Source organism: Francisella philomiragia, assembly GCF_018135955.1.
Taxonomy (GTDB): Bacteria; Pseudomonadota; Gammaproteobacteria; order Francisellales; family Francisellaceae; genus Francisella; species Francisella philomiragia.
In genome coordinates, this window is record NZ_CP063138.1 from 1,674,014 (window position 1) to 1,691,714 (window position 17,701).

Below are 17,701 nucleotides of genomic sequence, written 5' to 3' on the forward strand. Positions count from 1 at the left end.
TTAACAGAATAATCAACAAAACTCTAAGGCTATATCAAGATACCACCAATTACTCTTGGCAAAATCTTTACATTTAATGGCATCCTTATAAGTCATAATAACTATCTGTTCAGGATCAAAATGCTCAAAATCCTTAGGCGTATATTTATGATGATCTCTGAAGATATGCTCATGGTAGATATTCACTCCAAGCTCATCCAGCGAGCTAAAAAATTTATCAGGGTTACCAATACCAGCAACAGCATCTATTGATTTACCATAGAAACTATCTATAGGTATGCTTTGTTTTGTTACAAGATTTACAAATTTTATCGCCTTGATTTTAGCTCTGACAATATTAGAATTATAATTTAATAACTCACTATAGTTTTGGTTATCAAGATTACCTATAGCGATTATTTGATCCACTGATTTTAGTCTTTCTACCGGTTCTCTGAGAGGTCCAGCTGGTAGACATAATCCATTACCAAACATCCTACTAGCATCGACTACTACCACCTCTTTAGTTCTAGCTAGTTTATAATGCTGCAAACCATCATCGGATATAATAACATCGGCATCAGGATAATTCTTTTCAATATATTTAACAGAATCAACCCTGTGTGGAGATATTACTATTGGCACCTTACCGCCTAATGCATCAAATAACATTGCCGGTTCATCACCACATACACTTGCAGGTGTCTTTGAGTCGACTTCAAAAGGATATTTTTCTGCCTTAGCGCCATAGCCACGACTGATTATAACTGGCTTCTTACCTTGCTCTAGGTATTGATTAGCAAACATCCTCACTACAGGAGTTTTACCTGTTCCACCAACGGAAATATTACCTACTATAATTACAGGAATTTTTGACTTATATTGATTATTCTGCAGCCTAATTTTACGATTATGAGCAATTTTTGAGAAAATAAAAGCGATAGGACTTAAAATATAACTAAGTATCCCTAGCTGAGGTTTATACCAAATGTTATCTATCATTAGTATTACTGAAGTCCTGATTGATATAGCCTAGTATAAAGTCCACCTTTCGCCAGAAGCTCTTCGTGCTTACCACTTTCAACTATTTTGCCATCATCCATTACTACAATCTTATCAGCATTCTCTACTGTGCTTAATCTATGAGCAATAACTATAGTAGTACAAGATTTAGTCAAGCTTTCTAATGCTTGTTGAACCACTCTTTCGGACTCATTATCAAGCGCACTTGTTGCCTCATCAAATATTAGCACTGGAGCATTTTTCAATAGAGCTCTAGCAATAGATAATCTCTGACGTTGACCGCCTGACAATTTAGAACCATTATTACCAATATTAGTATGAATACCATCAGAAAGCTCTTGAACAAACTCATAAGCATTAGCTCTTTTAAGAGCATCTACGACCTCTTCTTCAGAAACATCTCTTGAAAGTCCAAATGCTATATTATTAAATACAGTATCATCAAATAAGTGAACATTTTGCGAAACCATAGATAGATGCGATCTTAAGTTTTCTAAAGTCAAATCTCTTATATCAATATTATCCAATAATATTTGACCTTGCTGTTGAGTATAAAATCTCGAAATAATACTCGTAAGCGTTGTTTTACCACTCCCTGATTTACCAACAAAAGCAACTGTTTCTCCAGCTTCAATCTCTGTACTTACTCCATTAAGAACCTTATGATCTGCAAATGCAAAACTAACATCTTTTATCGTTACTTTGCCACTAACTTTCTCAATCTCTTTCTTGCCCGTCTCTTTTTCAGATGGATAATCTAAAATATAGAATATATCCTCTGTAGCGGCTACTGCCTTTTGTATAACTACGTTAACCTTAGTAAGATTCTTAATTGGTTTTAGAATGGCAGCAGCAGCAGCGAAAAATGATGCAAAAGAGCCAGCAGTTAACCAAGATGAGCTACCACCCTCATTAGTCCCAAAAATTGCTATTGTAAATAATGAAAAAGCAAGAACTAGTGAAGCAATAATCTGTATAACAGGAGACGTAAGAGCATCTAATGCAATTGTTCTAATTTGCTGAGAGTAAGTATAATCAAGATTTTTGAAAAACTTATTCTGCTGTTTTTGTTGCGCTCCAAAGATTCTAATTTCTTTATAATTCCTTATGGTTTCTTCAGCAATATGAGTCACATTCCCCATTGATGATTGAGTATTTCTACTTAAAGATCTAAATTTCTTGTTTATTATGGAGATAAATAATCCCAAAAATGGTCCTATAATTATCAGAAATAATGACAACTGCCAACTTGATACCACCATCACTATTATTAAACCTATAACAAAAGTACCATCTTGTACAACTGTAATAATAGCAGTTGAAGTAGCCTCTGTAACTTGATCAACATTATATAGAAGCCTTGAGATAATCTGACCTGAAGAATGCTTATCAAAGAAGCTAGCAGGCAGATTCATAAATCTCTTATAGATATCTTTTCTAAACTTATAAACAACCTTTTGCCCCAAAGACCCTATAAAGTATTGAGACAAAAATGACCCGACAGACCTCAAAGCTAGTAAGCCAACCATACCAACACCCATAAGCATAAGTATGCTAGCACTTTGCTTAGTAATATCGCCACCAGGGCCAAAACCATAATTCAATATCGGATTGATCAGATATATCATCGAAGCATCTGCAGCTGAAAAAAATACACTTCCTATTGCTGCGATAACTAGAAAATACCATAAGTGCTTAACCTGAAGCAGCAATCTTTTATAAAGAGTCCCCACCTTTTCTTTATTCACCATTTCTCCACTTAGATTGCCGGAACTTTGGGATTTAAGATCAATTTTGTCAATTAAATTTGCCATAAAATATAAAAAGCCGTTAAAAAACCAACGCGAATAACAAATAATTATACACTTTTTTCTGTTAACATAAAGCAAACAGAAAGATGTTTATTTGGCTATGGAATTTTATTTAGTTGGTGGCGCTGTTAGGGATATACTGCTTGGTATAGCACCAAAAGACAGAGACTGGGTGGTGGTTGGTGCTACAGAAACTCAAATGATCAAAGCTGGCTTCACAAAAATACTATCTAGTTTTCCAGTCTTTTTACACCCAGAAACTAAAGAAGAGTATGCCTTAGCTAGATCAGAAAAAAAAATAGCTAAAGGCTATCATGGTTTTGAAGTTAATTTTTCAAGCAATATCACCTTAGAAGAAGACTTAAAACGTAGAGACTTGACCATCAACTCTATGGCAATAGATAAAAACAATAATATAATCGACCCTTTTAATGGTCAAAATGATATTAAAAATAGAATACTTCGACACACATCAGAAGCCTTTATTGAAGATCCTTTACGTGTAGTTAGATTAGCTCGCTTCAAAGTCCAACTTAGTGCTTTTAATTTTTCAATTGCTGATCAAACAATAAACATAATCAAATCAATTATTAAATCAGGAGAGCTAAACTATCTGACTAAAGAGCGCTTGCACATAGAATTTATAAAAGCACTTAGAAATCCAAAATTTTTTTTTGAGACATTAGATGAGTTTGACTCATTAAGAATAATATTCCCAAGTATTAAAAAATCTTTAAATGCAATCCCAAATAAGAATTTCTTCAGAAATAAAACATACCTAAATTCATCAAATGAAGAGAAAATATGTCTATGCTTGTTAAACCTAGAAGATGATACAATAAACAACTTAAAACTAGAGTTATTACTAACTAATAAGCAACTCAAACTTCTAATTGCCACCTCAGCTGTAAGAAAAATTATTGAATTTAAGAGTATCAATGCAGAAACTGCTCTTAAAATAATAAAAAGAGCAAATCTCTTAAGAGATAAAAAGCTACAACAAAACGCTATAGACATTTTTGAAAAATATTCAGAAATAGATAATTCAAGATTCTCTCATACGATCATCAAACAATTTAAAAGTGCTCTAAATATTATAAATACAACAAATATCGAGACATTAATAACAACAGTACCAAAAGAAAATTTAGCAAACGCCATTGAGACCCTTTATATGGATATTATAAAAAAGCAATTAAATCTATGATACAATTACAAAAATTTCTTTGAATTTAGAAAATTTAATAATGAGATTTATATTTAGACATATTTTTTTACTTAACATTATTGTTTGTTTTTTTGCCTTAATAACGGTCGTATTTACAATAGTTGGCTTAGGATGGAAACCATGTCCAATGTGCCTGATACAGCAGCTATGTGTACTTTGTACAATGATGTTCAGCATTCTAGGACTGATCAAAAATAGTTCAAAAGGATTCAGTACAATAGTGCAAACAGTAATTATCTTGATTATTGCTATAGGCTGCTATATAGCTGCTGATCAAGCTTATTTACAGTACTTCTCCTCAACAATATCTGATGACCCTACAGGCTGTGGCGCTATTAGCAACCCTTTCCTAATTGATGCTACAAAATCATTAACAGGAACCGTCAGTAGTTGTACTAGTATTGCTGAAGAAATCTCTGGTATTAGTTTGGCTGTATATAGTTTAATATTTTTCATTTGCTTATTAGTCATGAATTGTGTCAGTTTATTTGTAAGAATATTTAAAAAATAATGGGATATAACAGTGGATTTTAAAAAAACTTTTTTAGACCTTAAAGAGAAAATTAACTCTAGTAAGAAAAACTACTCGATTTTTGTACTGGCGACTATTGTTGTAGCTTGGCTTATACTAGGTAAGCTCGGAATATCACTAGCAATTGTCTACTTTATTTTCCAAATCAACTACATTAAGACGAAGCTTTCTTTACTTAAAAACAAACGTACCGCCTCAATAGCAGTTGTGGTAGCAACATTGGTACTTTTTGGAGCTATTTTTGGTTTTGCTGAATTTATACAAAGTATGATAAAAAAAGGTATGGCTTCATATGTGCCTCAACCTGTCGCGGTAACATCTTCAGTTGTGGAAAAAACTGATTGGAAACAAGTTATAAACACTATTGGTGAAGCGCAAGCTATTCAATCTACAGAGATATCTTCTCAATCTGGTGGGATCGTGAGTGAAATTAACTTCAAAAGTGGTCAAGAAGTTAAAAAAGGAGATCTTCTATTTAAACTAGATACTAGCCAATTAAAAGCAAGCCTAGAGGAAGCACTATCAAATCTTAAACTTGCTAAAATCACAAAAGATCGTTATAACAAACTTGTAGAACAAAGAGCAACCTCAAAAGAATCTGCTGACAAGGCTAACGCTGATTACTTATCAGCATTAGCACAAGTTCAAAATATAGAATCTCAAATTGGCTTCAAAGAGATTAGAGCACCATTCGACGGCAAGATAGGTATTAGAAACATAAGCTTAGGTCAATATTTCAACAACGGTGATAATGCTGCTACACTTACCAAAATTGATCCTATATTTGTCACATTCCCTGTACCACAAAACAAAGTTAGTATGATTAGCGTTGGACAAGAAATTAACTTCTATTCTGACTCATACCCAGGAGAAACATTTACTGCGAAAATAACAGCTATAAACTCTTTTATTAATAATTCAAATAGATCCATAACTGTTCAGGCAACATACCAAAACTCACACCACAAAATCGTCCCAGGAATGTTTTTAACCGTTCATGTTAGTCTACCTGTTAAGAAAGACTCTATTGTAATTCCTAGAAATGCTGTTTCATATAGCCTGTATGGTCAGTCAGTATTTACACTTGAACCTGTTATGAAAGATGGTAAACCTGTTATGGCATCGTATACGTCAACTGCTGATGGTGGTATGAAAACTGTTAATACTGACAAAACATTATACAAAGTAGGTCAAGCTAATGTTGAAGTCTTAGAAACTAGAAATAACTTAGCTCTTGTTAAAGGCTTGGAGCCTGGTACTACAATTATTACGTCAGGACAAAACAAAGTGCGTAAAGGAATGGATGCAATACTGAACAATAGTGTAAAGATTGACAATAACATATATAATCAGGGAATCCAGTAATGCGTTTAATTGATCTCTTTATTCGAAGACCTGTTCTATCTCTTTCAATAAGCTTTATGATTATTGTTGTAGGAGTTGGTTCATTTTTTCAATTACAAGTTAGACAATATCCATATATAGATAGTGCTACTATTACAGTTACAACAGCATATCCAGGTGCAAACCCTGCCACAATCCAAGCTTTTGTAACTAGACCGATAGAGGCAGCTGTAGGCTCCTCTAAAGGTATTGATTATATGACATCATCATCAGCACTAGGTACAAGTACAATTACGGTATATGTAAAGCTTGGTCAAAATACTAATGATGTACTTTCAGAAGTAGTCCAGAATGTAAACTCTGTACTTAACCAACTTCCTCAAGATGCTTATTCTCCTGCTATTAAATTAAATCCTGCAGATAACTTCCCTTCATTGATTCTAGCTTTCACAAGTAAGACCATGAATACTTCTGAGATATCTGCATATATTAACTCTGAGCTGACACCTAAACTTCTTGCTCAAGGAGGACTCTCATCTGTTGATGTTTGGGGTAATAAGCCTTATGCAATGCGTATATATCCAAATAAAACGCGCATGGCAGAGTATGGAATTACTCCTACAGAATTAGCAACAGCGATAGGTTCAAACAGTTTAGTTTCAGCAGGTGGTCAAATACAAGGACCATACTTAAACTATACACTTAATCCTGAAACAAGTATGTCTACAGCTCAAGAGTATAGAAACTTAATTATCAAAAAAAGTGATAAGCAGGTAGTACGACTCAAGGATGTTGCGAAAGTTGAGCTTGGGGCTCAAGACTACGATTCTTCAGTATATTTTGATGGCAAAAATGCTGTCCTAGCAGGTGCTGTAGTCTCCCCTGAGGAAAACCCTCTAGATGTGGTTGATAGACTAGTTGAAGAGCTACCAAATATTAAAGCTGCTTTACCAAATGGTCTAGATGTCAATATTGCATACAACAGTACTACATATATTGAAGTTTCTATTGAAGAAGTTCTACACACATTATTCGAAGCTGTGATAATTGTATCTGTAGTAATGTTTTTATTTTTAGGATCATTTAGAGCGATTATAGTTCCAGTTGTTGCAATTCCCCTTTCGATTATTGGATCATTCTTTTTAATGTCGCTTATGGGCTTTTCAATCAATCTTCTAACCCTTCTATCAATGATTCTTGCAATCGGTCTTGTAGTTGATGACGCTATCGTTGTACTAGAAAATATCTATAGACATATTGAAGAAGGAATGGAGCCTTTTGCAGCTGCTATCAAGGGAGCTAGAGAGATAGCTAACCCTGTCATATTAATGACACTAACTTTGGTTGTAGTATATGCTCCTATCGGTATGATGGGTGGCTTCACAGGGCAACTATTTACCGAGTTTGCATATTCACTTGCTGGTGCAGTTGTAATATCTGGTATAGTTGCCTATACACTCTCACCGATGCTATGCTCTAAAATCCTAAATAGAGAAATGATGAGCACAAAACTAGTTAAATTCATTGATAAACTTTTTACAGCTTTAACTGCAAAGTATAAAGCAACTTTAGAGTTTGTCTTGGATATCAAACCAGCAATAGCTATTGTAGGGCTTATTGTACTAGCCAGCTGTTTTATAATGGGCAAAGGAATTAAATCAGAACTAGCTCCCAATGAGGACATGGGCTTCTTAGGAATTATGGGACAAGCGCCATCTTCTGCAAATATCAATTATCTAGAAACTTTTGGTACAAAATTAGCTAGCACGCTAGATGAAGTACCTGGTAAGCAAGATACTTTTATTCTTAATGGTGTAATGGGCTCAAATATAATCTTCGGTGGCTTTATTATGCAACCATGGGATAAAAGAGAAATATCTCAACAAAAAGCTGCTCAGATAGCTCAAGCTAAAGTTACAGAACTACCAGGTATTCAAACCTACACATATCAGACTCCAGCTCTACCAGGGATACCTAGAGGAGCTCCATTATCTTTAGTTATTCAAAGTGTTAATGACTATGAAGCTATTAATGAAATTACCAACAAAGTAATAGATAAGATGATGAAAAGCGGATTATTTGTATTCGCTCAAAGCGATCTTAAATTTGATAACCCTGTTGTTGATATTAGTATTGATCGTGAAAAAGCTGGGATATTGGGTATTACCATGTCAGATATTGCCAAAACATTAGGTTACTCTTATGCTGGAGGATATATTAACTATTTCTTCTTAAAGGGATATAGCTTCCAAGTAATCCCTCAATTAGCTCGTAATGAAATGTTAACTCAAGAGCAGTTAGGTAATATATACATCCGTTCAGATGAAGCTAGTGATTTGTTTAATTCAGAACTTCCTTTATCTGCACTAGTATCTTTCAAAACTGAGGGCCAACCTCTCACTTTAAATACATTCCAACAGCTCAATGCATCAACAATTTCAGCAGTTATGGCTCCAGGAGTAACTCAAGGTCAAGCTATTGATTATGTTAAAAATGTAGTTAGAAGTGAGCTGCCGGAAGGATTCTCGTTTAACTTCTCGGGCTCTGCTCGTCAATATATTGAGAATGGTAATACTATGATGGTAGCTTTTGCATTTGCAATTGTACTTATTTTCTTAGCATTATCTGCCCAATTTGAGAGCTTTAGAGATTCTCTAGTAATCTTAGTTACTATACCAATGGCTATATCTGGTGCACTAATACCTTTATATGTTGGTCAGTATATGGGTGCTGGATGGGCATCACTTAATATATATACCCAACTAGGGCTTGTAACATTGATTGGTCTAATATCAAAACAAGGTATCATGGTTGTTGAGTTTGCCAATCATTTACAAAAACATGAACGAATGAATAAATATGATGCTATTGTAACATCATCATCACAGCGTCTAAGACCTATTTTGATGACAGTATCAGCAATGGTTGTGGGTGTCATCCCATTAGTAACATCCTCAGGTGCCGGTGCTATCAGTAGAAACTGTATAGGTGTAGTTATTTCTAGTGGACTGGTAATAGGAGCAATTTTCTCTCTATTTGTACTTCCTGTGGTATATATGTATATCGCTAGTGATAAATCTATTGCTGTGAAAACTGAATCTGAACAACAAAAAATCATCGACAATCTTTCAGAATAATTACTTAATAACATCTTTTGTTATTAGTAAATTTATATTTTTTTTGATAGACTAAAAATTATGTTCAAATTTATAAAATTTCCAAAATGAGCAAAAGTCACCTTCCTCAAACCAAACTACTGGCTACTTTAGCATGGGTAATATGTTTAATCGCGACTCTTAATTATAGTTATGACTTTTTTATTAGAGCAGCTCCCGGTGTAATGGGAGATGACTTAATTCGTGATTTTGGTATCAGCCACACACAACTTGGAATGTTATCCTCAGCATACTTTATATCTTATACGATAATGCAAATTCCCGCAGGTGTGCTTTTAGACAAGTATAATCGTAAAGTAGTAATTAGTATTGCTACAGCATTCTGTGTTCTTGGTAACTACTTATTTTCTGCGACAAATGATTATGAAATTGCTTATATTGGTAGAATATTTATGGGTATAGGCTCTGCTTTTGGATTTATTGGTGCCGCTAAAATGGCTGCAATGTGGCTACCAGAAAGACTTTTTTCAACATTTATAGGTTTTGCTACTGTTGTTGGAATCTTAGGTGGTTTAGTCACTGATACCATGTTATCTAGCTTAGTTTCCGAATTAGGATGGAAAGAAGGTAATTCTGTGTTTACATATATTGGTGTTGGAATATTACTTCTAATAGTTCTATTTATTCGTGATAATCCAAAACATGTTCAGAAATTTACTCACTTAAGTGAAGCTAACTTTAATGAAACTATCGCTAAAGTTTTTAAAATCTTCTGCAATACAAAATTTTGGTCAGCAAGCATAATTGGGGCTGTATTATTTATACCAATTAATGTTCTAGGCTCTTTGTGGGGTGTTGGTCTAATCCAAGCTAAATTTGGTCTTGACCAAGAAACTGCGTCTCATATCAATGGTGTATTATTTATTGGTGCTGCGGTAGGCTTCACAATAGCAGCGATTGTAGCTTCGCTAACAAATAGATATCGTCGTATGCTGATTCTGAGCATAGTATCTCTTGCTGTTATTTTAGCTATCATTCTGTATATCCCTATGAATTTATCAGTATTCACTCTGTTATACTTCTTACTTGGTGCTGCAGCTGGACCTCAAGCGGTTACATTTGGTATAGCTAAAATAATATCTCCAAAAGGGACCGCTGGTTCTGCAACAGCTGGTGTAAATATGATAAATAATTTTATACCTATCATATTACTACCATTAGTAGGATATATACTTACTCATTTTGGGACACTTATTGGAGACTCAACTTCAATATACACAATTACAAGTTATCAAAATGCTCTTGATATGGTAATAGTATTTTTATTAGCTTGTCTTCCAATCGCTATGATTATTCCTAAAGAAATAGATGCTGATCTTAATCACTAATATAATAGCTCTTTAATCTTCTATATAATTTAAATTTTCTGGATACGGGTTTAAGTAGCTCTGCTTCTCTAGATAGGGTATATCTAACTCTATTAGATACATTCTTATTACACTAACAGGTACTTCCCAAGAAATCTTACAATCACGATATTTATTGAGTAATTCCTGTAAATACTGTCTTTGCGCCTTGGAAATTTTTTTATTTATTTCTCTAAGAACATTCTGAAGCGCCATATAGTGAGCCCCTCTTTTAGCTGGCTTAGCTATTGCTTGCATAAAAAGTTCTATATACCTGTATTTAATAGTCTCAATATTAACTTTATTGCCTGCTTCTGAGAGCATATTACCAAGTTCTTTCTTGACTTTGTTATTGTGCATACGCAATAACACTTTATGCTTAGAATGGTATTCCATCATTTGAGTAATATTAGAACAAGCCATAAACTCAGTTTTAAGACTATGGTAACAAAATACCTTACGGAGGAAGTGATCTCGTAATGTTCTATCTGTCAATTTACCATCATCTTCAATCGGCAAAAGAGGATCATACTCTCTCAATGCTCTAACAAAAAGACCATCTGCTTTTATGCCTGTATAACCATGATTTTCGTCAAAAACTCGTGCTGTCTCAACTCCACAACTTGGGGATTTTGCCTTCAAGATAAAGCCATAAACATTATCAAGCTTTGATATAAGCATATCGACAGCTTTCTGTATTTTATCTGTAACATCATTATTAGTCTTATTAGTTTTTACGGATAAAATACTTTTCTGAATATCTTCAACTAAAAACAAAGTAGGTCTTGGAACACCTAAACCTGCAGCAACCTCAGGACATACTATCTTATAATCAAAATACTCAGCATATATGCCAGTAATATATGATTTATGACAATTACCTCCATTATATCGAACATTATTGCCTACTAAACAGCTGCTAACCCCTATTGGTATTTTATTCAAAGCTATCACCAAATTTTGTAAAAGATAGTTAAGATTATAAATAAGATATAGAGATAATAAAGATATTTATTCAAAAGATGTTGCTATGTTAAGAATCTCATTAAGACGTTCATCAGTATCAGCAAGCACCAAAATCATAACTTTGTTATTTAAATCAAGATTGCCAATACAAGTTATAATTACACCTTCACTATCACCATAAGTATAGTCAATACCATTATCTTTAAGATACTGATAATAATCATCTATAGTAGAACCTTTAGGGACAAGTACATTATTATGTCCAACCCAAGGCTTATGCTCACCACTGCGTAATTCATAAGCCAAGAAGCCAGCATATATCGCACCTGTTTGTCTAGCATTAACTTCTAGTACATAAGGAACTATTTGACCATTAATTTCACGAATAAGAAGATCAACACCTACCACCCCTCTAGCACCCATATCACGAAGAATTTCTGTCATTTGATCACAAAGTTCTATAACAGCTGGTTCTTCACTAAACTTTGACTTATATTTATTACCTAGATGTGTCTGACCATCAAGCATTTGATCACTTAGCCCCAAGCAAACATCATCCTCTTTTTTGTCTGCAATACTCACTTGGAATGCTGGAGAACCTAAATTATCAAGCCACGGGTCAATCATAAACACTTCGACTCTATGCATAAGCTTTAGGATATCTCTTAATTCTTTCTCGCTTTCAAATCTATGGATACCATACCCAGAACAAGCTCGAGGCATAATTACAGCACATTCATAGATACCGTTGTTCTCATAATCACGATATATTTCTAACGCTCTTTTCACATAATCATCATCACTAATAGTAGATACAATATTAACACTAGGAACCAATATTCCCTTATCGTGTAACATTTGTCTAAGGAATGATTTATCATTCAAAAACTGTGATAATGCTTCTGATAATCCATAGTTTTTATTGTGCTTGATTCCGATCAATTCGATTGCAGTAGCTGCTGTAAATGGCACAATATGTGTATATTCAGAATCACTAAACTCAGGAATCTGATCAGCATAGTTCATAACTATAGTAGATAATCTATAATGCTCCATCAACTTATCTAAGAATATAAAGTTATCCATAGTTATATACGTAAGACCAATATTATTAAAATAACTAACAATTTTCTCAACTTCACTCTCTGTCTTTTTAGGTAGGATAATTTTGTGATCTTTTGCAAGCAAACATAATGTACGTGTAACATATTTATTTACAAATGAACTTACTAAATCTGCGCCATATATATCTGTTGTATTAGGTATATGAATAGCTTTTTTACCCCATATTCTCTCAGAGACAGCATTTGTCTTTTTTATTGCCATATTTTAAGCTCCTATTAGTTGTTTCTGCCGCTTATACGCTACAGCTTTAGCAAATGCGTCCGCCATCGATGCTAATTTATGTCGATCTAGTTCCAAATTAGCTATATCATAATGCCCATCAGCAGTTGTTGTTTTAGACAGCAGATCTTTTGGTATATCGATACAAACTGCCTCAAGCTCACACACAAGATAATGTGCCACCAAATGCTCCGCTAATATATACGGCTTGTCATACTCTACATCAATACCAATTTGCTTTAATTCATGAGATAGAGATTCAATCAAGTCTTTGGAGGCAAATATCCCATTGCGAGCATCTCCCGTAAAGAGTTCTGTAACTCTTTTTTCACCCTCTTTGTGAGCATTTTTATATAGCTCTATATATCTTTTTAATGTCTCTGGGGTTTCTATAACAGCCTCTGAATACCTTTCTTGTACTACATTTGGCGAATAGCTAGACATCGTATGTAAATCTATTGCAACTGCATTGTAGGTCTTGGCAACAGCTACTATATGACATAATTTCTGCATATACTTATCAAACAGCTTCATTAGCTCTTGTTTTAGCTCAATATGCTGATCATAATCTATAATATTTCTTATACAGTTTGGATATAGTCTTCCTGCATCAAGTATAGAGCGAGGAAAAGAAGGCTCAGCGATAAGGGTATATAGCCCATACTCAGAATACAGTCTTTGTGCTATCGCTTGAGCAAGCTCATGTGTACCAAAATCACATTCTATTGCTAAAAAGTCGTCCAACTCTTCTTTATTAAGTTTAATAAGCTGTCCAATAGCAGGAAAGTCTAACTCAATAAAGTCTTTACCTAACTCTGCATGAGGACATGTAATGACTAAGTCAAACTTCAAATCTTCCTTAGTGTAGAAATATAGAGTAGCTGCCTCATAATACTTAGTATAAAAAGGCTCAACTACTTTATTTATGCTATCCAATAAAACCATATCGCTATTATCTATAAATAATATTCGATTATAACAATTATAAAACTAATAATAAAATTCAAAATTGATTATAATTATTTTACTAAATGTTTAAATTTCTGTTTAGCATGTTTTTTAAGAATAAAAAAGAAAGCTCTATTTTAAGTTTTCTTGTAGTTTCTTTCGCAAGTTTCTTTGCTATTTTTATGCTTGTTATATCTATTTTTAGTTTCTATCAAGTTAAGCATCAGAATAACTCTCTTTTTAACTATCAACTTAAGACAGCTGCTCAAGTTATTGAAACTGTCCTAAAGATATATCCTTTAGAAGATGATGAAAATACTACAGATATGATCGTTAATAAAATATCATCGTCATTTTTAAATATTAAAAACTATAATGAAAGCGTTGGCTTTATTGTTTATGACAGAAAGCATAAGAAGTTACTTTTAAAAACATCAAATCTACCATCATTTCATAAAAACTATGATGGGATTACTTCTACAACAGGCTTTGAGTGGATTTATACTGATAATGATGGTGCTCAAAAACATTGGTATACTTATACGCTAAGAACTGACAATGGCGATGTAATAACCGTATTTGTAAATAATGCAGATAAAGATAAACTCTCTCGTCAAATTATCTTTAAATTTGCAATACTTCTAGCATCAATTTATATAATTCTTATTGGATTTATTTACTATATATTAAAAACAGCTCTCGATCCATTAGAAAGGATAAACAAACGTGTAGCAAAGATTAATCCTCGCAAAAATGAAAAACTTAATGAAGATATCATACCTTTTGAGATAAAATCTATCGTTGAACAAATCAACTCCTTAATAGAAAAATTCCATGCAACTTTAGAAAGAGAAAAACGATTCTCAGGGGATGCTGCGCATGAACTTAAAACTCCAATTGCTGGAGTCAAAACCTTGGTAGAAATAGCACTTGCTTCTGATGATATAAATGAAATCAAACAAAAGCTAGAGAGAATCAAAAGCTCAACAAATAGATACTCTCATATTATTGATCAATTATTAACATTAAGTAGAATCCAGCCAAATGAACAAATTACATTTGGTAAAAAACTTATGATAAATACTGTTCTTGAGACATTTATTGCTGACAATGCCATTAAAGCCATCGAAAAAAATATAGAGATTGCCTTCTACCCTTCACAAGAGCAGTTATATTGTTATAGTAATGAATATCTATTAGGAATAATGTTCAAAAACTTGATATCTAATGCTATTAAATATACTCCCGATGGTGGACTCGTTGAGATACACTCTTTCCAAAAGGATGATAATATCGTTGTTGAAATTAAAGATAATGGTATAGGTGTACCTCCTGAAAATATCGAACGTATTTTTGATAGATTCTATCGAGAAACAGGTACAGGTGAAGAAGGAAGTGGACTTGGATTAGCAATAGTTTCTGAAATCGTAAGACTCCATGATGGTAAGATATTTGCACAGAATAATACTGATGGCAAAGGTATAACTGTTACAGTGAAAATCCCTATTGAGCATAAACAAGAGGATTAAATATATCTTTCTAGAGCCTTTGAGATCTCAGGATCATCAAACTCAAAACCTTTGCTTTGTAACTTTGTTGGTTTTATATTTTGGCTAGATAATAAAAGCTCGTCACCCATCTGACCAAACATTAGCTTAACCATTACGCTTGGAATCTTAATTATACGTTTTTTAGCTAGATACTTACCTAGAAGCTCTATCAACTGTCTATGCTGGCAAGCTTCAGGCGATGTCAGATTATAGACTTCTTTTTTATCTAACTTATTGTCTATAATAAACTCAACGGCTCTCGATAAATCATGGACACTTATCCAAGTCATATAATTATGTCCTTTACCAAACATTGTCAAAAAGCCAAATTTAGCAGGCAGAATCATTTTTTCGAGGACACCGCCATTACCAATAACCACTCCAAAGCGCATAATTGTATATCTAGTTAGTTGAGACTCTATCAAACACTTCTCCCAACTATCAACAACCTGTTGGCCAAAAGTTAAATTATCAAACTTTCTATCATGCTTATCTTCATCTTGTGGTATATCAGAGAAATTATAATATCCAATTGCACTAGCATTAATTAGCCAAATATTCTTATTACCTATTAACTCAACTAATCTAGTAGTCGGTTCAATACGACTGGATATAATTTTGTTTTTGACTGAGTTACTCCAACGCTTCTGACCAATATTATACCCACACAAGTTTATAACAATATCAAACTCAGATATCTCAATCTCATCAAGCTCAGACCAAGTTAATAAGTCATCATAATATCCAATTTTAGACTTTTGCGATCTAGTAAGTAGAGTCAATCTATGTTTAGAGCTCAATTGCTTTGATAGCTCTCTACCTACAAACCCAGATCCACCTGCTATTAATATTTTCATAAGATATCCTCAAATCTTAGATTATATCTATTATTATATTTACAAAATATGGCTAAGTAACATTACAATTTCTTAATCTAGATTATCGTTACTTGAGAATATCAAGCTATTGTGAGATTCTAAGTATATTAGCCTTACAGCTAAAAATCATAATAAAAGCTACTAGCAAGATATAATCTAGCTAGTTTTGACAACAATAAAAACACAGAGGTTCTTCTATGTACTGGGTCGAAATACTATCAAGAATACAGTTCGCCTTTACAGTGAGCTTTCATATTTTGTTTCCAGCCTTTAGTATAGGATTATCAACATTCCTGATGATCTTTGAAGCGCTATGGCTAATTACCAAAAATGATAAATATTTATCTATTGTTAAATTTTGGACCAAAGTATTTGCCCTCACATTTGGTATGGGCGTTGTATCAGGAATTGTCATGGAATTCCAGTTCGGTGCCAACTGGGCTGGATTCGCCGAAAAAGTAGGTCCTGTACTTGGATCACTATTCACCTACGAAGTCCTTACAGCTTTCTTCATAGAGGCTGGAGCACTAGGTATTATGATTTTTGGTTGGGGTAGAATTAACAAATATGTTCATTTTCTAGCTAATTTCACGATATTTGCTGGTGTGACGTTATCAGCTTTTTGGATATTATCAGCTAATTCTTGGATGCAAACTCCTGATGGCGTTAACTATATCAATGGTAAGTTTGAAGTTTATAGTTGGTATCATGTCATTTTTAATCCTTCTGTGATTCCAAGATATATCCATATGCTTATGGCGGCATATCTAAGTACTCTAATGGTCATATTAGGTGTTAGTGCATATTACATTATCAAAGATAAACATCATAGCTTTGCTAAGACATGCATCAAATTTTCAATAGTTTCGATTTTAATCCTGAGTGTAGGCCAGCTTGCAGTAGGCGATGATGTCGGTAGAGAAGTACATGAACATCAACCACTCAAAACAGCAGCTATAGAAGGGGTTTGGGATACGCAAAAAGGTGCTCCTTTTGTAGTCTTTGCATATCCAAGCGAATCACAAGAAAAGAACTTATTCTCTATAGAGATTCCTAAGCTTGCTTCTTTGATAAATACTCATGAATTAGATGGAGAATTAATAGGTCTAAAATCTGTTCCGGAGAAAGATAGACCAGTAGTTGCTGTGGTATTCTACAGTTTTAGAATCATGGTAGGTATTGGTACACTGATGATACTTATGGGTGTGGTAGGAACTATACTCTTAGCTAGAAAAAAACTGCAAACTTCAAAATGGTTCCTAAGACTTTGTACATTAACTACACCACTAGGTTTTGTTGCTATCATTACCGGATGGTTCACTGCAGAATTCGGAAGACAACCTTGGACTGTATATAACATACTAAGGACTGAATATTCTGTCAGTGACATTAACTTCTGGCAAGTGTTTAGCTCATTAGCAGCAATAATCATTGTTTACTTCGTTATATTTGGATTCTTCTATTTTAGATACTTATTTAGAATTATAAATGGTGGTCCAAGTACTGGTGGTGAAGAAAGAATGCCTTACTCATACTTCCAATCAGTTGAGAAGACTACAGGCGAGGAGGAATAATT

General features: G+C 33.7%; 13 protein-coding genes. 7 read left to right on the forward strand and 6 right to left on the reverse strand.

Annotation, left to right across the window (positions count from 1 at the left end):
* Positions 1 to 12: 12 nt before the first annotated feature.
* Together lpxK and msbA are read right to left on the reverse strand one after the other, a co-directional pair.
* Positions 13 to 981 (reverse strand): tetraacyldisaccharide 4'-kinase, encoded by a 969-nt coding sequence (gene lpxK, locus IMS64_RS08190; protein WP_211490397.1) that lies wholly within the window; start codon positions 979 to 981, stop codon positions 13 to 15.
* 5 nt (positions 982 to 986) lie between these two features.
* A complete protein-coding gene (msbA, locus tag IMS64_RS08195) occupies positions 987 to 2,816 on the reverse strand; it encodes a lipid A export permease/ATP-binding protein MsbA (protein ID WP_088821685.1) in 1,830 nt (609 codons plus the stop codon).
* A gap of 97 nt (positions 2,817 to 2,913) precedes the next feature.
* Between msbA and IMS64_RS08200 the strand changes: the two genes are divergently transcribed.
* From IMS64_RS08200 to IMS64_RS08220, 5 genes are all read left to right on the forward strand, one after another.
* Positions 2,914 to 4,020 (forward strand): CCA tRNA nucleotidyltransferase, encoded by a 1,107-nt coding sequence (locus tag IMS64_RS08200; RefSeq protein ID WP_211490398.1) that lies wholly within the window; start codon positions 2,914 to 2,916, stop codon positions 4,018 to 4,020.
* Positions 4,021 to 4,060: 40 nt separating this feature from the next.
* A complete protein-coding gene (locus IMS64_RS08205; protein ID WP_088821686.1) occupies positions 4,061 to 4,552 on the forward strand; it encodes a disulfide bond formation protein B in 492 nt (163 codons plus the stop codon).
* Between the two features lie 12 nt (positions 4,553 to 4,564).
* Positions 4,565 to 5,938, forward strand: coding sequence for an efflux RND transporter periplasmic adaptor subunit (locus IMS64_RS08210; protein ID WP_211490399.1), 1,374 nt, complete (start codon positions 4,565 to 4,567; stop codon positions 5,936 to 5,938).
* A complete protein-coding gene (locus tag IMS64_RS08215) occupies positions 5,938 to 9,054 on the forward strand; it encodes an efflux RND transporter permease subunit (protein WP_211490400.1) in 3,117 nt (1,038 codons plus the stop codon). The genes IMS64_RS08210 and IMS64_RS08215 overlap by 1 nt, the downstream gene beginning before the upstream one ends.
* A gap of 86 nt (positions 9,055 to 9,140) precedes the next feature.
* Positions 9,141 to 10,421 (forward strand): MFS transporter, encoded by a 1,281-nt coding sequence (locus tag IMS64_RS08220; protein ID WP_211490401.1) that lies wholly within the window; start codon positions 9,141 to 9,143, stop codon positions 10,419 to 10,421.
* A gap of 12 nt (positions 10,422 to 10,433) precedes the next feature.
* On the opposite strand, the gene IMS64_RS08225 is transcribed toward IMS64_RS08220, so the two are convergent.
* Genes IMS64_RS08225 through IMS64_RS08235 form a run of 3 tightly spaced genes read right to left on the reverse strand, consistent with a single transcriptional unit; the run spans position 10,434 to position 13,694 of the window.
* A complete protein-coding gene (locus tag IMS64_RS08225; RefSeq protein WP_244972902.1) occupies positions 10,434 to 11,393 on the reverse strand; it encodes a YbgA family protein in 960 nt (319 codons plus the stop codon).
* Between the two features lie 57 nt (positions 11,394 to 11,450).
* Positions 11,451 to 12,731: an ATP-grasp domain-containing protein gene (locus IMS64_RS08230; protein WP_211490402.1), complete on the reverse strand. Its 1,281-nt coding sequence runs from the start codon at positions 12,729 to 12,731 to the stop codon at positions 11,451 to 11,453.
* Between the two features lie 3 nt (positions 12,732 to 12,734).
* Positions 12,735 to 13,694 (reverse strand): hypothetical protein, encoded by a 960-nt coding sequence (locus tag IMS64_RS08235; protein WP_211490403.1) that lies wholly within the window; start codon positions 13,692 to 13,694, stop codon positions 12,735 to 12,737.
* Positions 13,695 to 13,801: 107 nt separating this feature from the next.
* Between IMS64_RS08235 and IMS64_RS08240 the strand changes: the two genes are divergently transcribed.
* Positions 13,802 to 15,226: a sensor histidine kinase gene (locus IMS64_RS08240; RefSeq protein ID WP_004287016.1), complete on the forward strand. Its 1,425-nt coding sequence runs from the start codon at positions 13,802 to 13,804 to the stop codon at positions 15,224 to 15,226.
* Here the strand turns inward: IMS64_RS08240 and IMS64_RS08245 are convergent.
* Positions 15,223 to 16,104 (reverse strand): TIGR01777 family oxidoreductase, encoded by an 882-nt coding sequence (locus IMS64_RS08245; protein ID WP_211490404.1) that lies wholly within the window; start codon positions 16,102 to 16,104, stop codon positions 15,223 to 15,225. The two genes, IMS64_RS08240 and IMS64_RS08245, sit on opposite strands and share 4 nt — an antisense overlap.
* A gap of 218 nt (positions 16,105 to 16,322) precedes the next feature.
* Here IMS64_RS08245 and IMS64_RS08250 point away from each other — a divergent pair, with 218 nt between their 5' ends.
* Positions 16,323 to 17,699 carry a cytochrome ubiquinol oxidase subunit I gene (locus IMS64_RS08250; RefSeq protein ID WP_012280397.1) on the forward strand — a complete coding sequence of 459 codons (1,377 nt, stop codon included), beginning with the start codon at positions 16,323 to 16,325 and terminating at the stop codon, positions 17,697 to 17,699.
* The last annotated feature ends 2 nt before the right edge of the window (positions 17,700 to 17,701 follow it).

Bases quoted from the DNA above. Each gene is read 5' to 3' on its own strand.
- lpxK (WP_211490397.1), bottom strand. From the start codon at position 981: ATGATAGATAACATTTGGTATAAACCTCAGCTAGGGATACTTAGTTAT.
- msbA (WP_088821685.1), bottom strand. From the start codon at position 2,816: ATGGCAAATTTAATTGACAAAATTGATCTTAAATCCCAAAGTTCCGGC.
- IMS64_RS08200 (WP_211490398.1), top strand. From the start codon at position 2,914: ATGGAATTTTATTTAGTTGGTGGCGCTGTTAGGGATATACTGCTTGGT.
- IMS64_RS08205 (WP_088821686.1), top strand. From the start codon at position 4,061: ATGAGATTTATATTTAGACATATTTTTTTACTTAACATTATTGTTTGT.
- IMS64_RS08215 (WP_211490400.1), top strand. From the start codon at position 5,938: ATGCGTTTAATTGATCTCTTTATTCGAAGACCTGTTCTATCTCTTTCA.
- IMS64_RS08220 (WP_211490401.1), top strand. From the start codon at position 9,141: ATGAGCAAAAGTCACCTTCCTCAAACCAAACTACTGGCTACTTTAGCA.
- IMS64_RS08230 (WP_211490402.1), bottom strand. From the start codon at position 12,731: ATGGCAATAAAAAAGACAAATGCTGTCTCTGAGAGAATATGGGGTAAA.
- IMS64_RS08235 (WP_211490403.1), bottom strand. From the start codon at position 13,694: ATGGTTTTATTGGATAGCATAAATAAAGTAGTTGAGCCTTTTTATACT.
- IMS64_RS08240 (WP_004287016.1), top strand. From the start codon at position 13,802: ATGTTTTTTAAGAATAAAAAAGAAAGCTCTATTTTAAGTTTTCTTGTA.
- IMS64_RS08245 (WP_211490404.1), bottom strand. From the start codon at position 16,104: ATGAAAATATTAATAGCAGGTGGATCTGGGTTTGTAGGTAGAGAGCTA.
- IMS64_RS08250 (WP_012280397.1), top strand. From the start codon at position 16,323: ATGTACTGGGTCGAAATACTATCAAGAATACAGTTCGCCTTTACAGTG.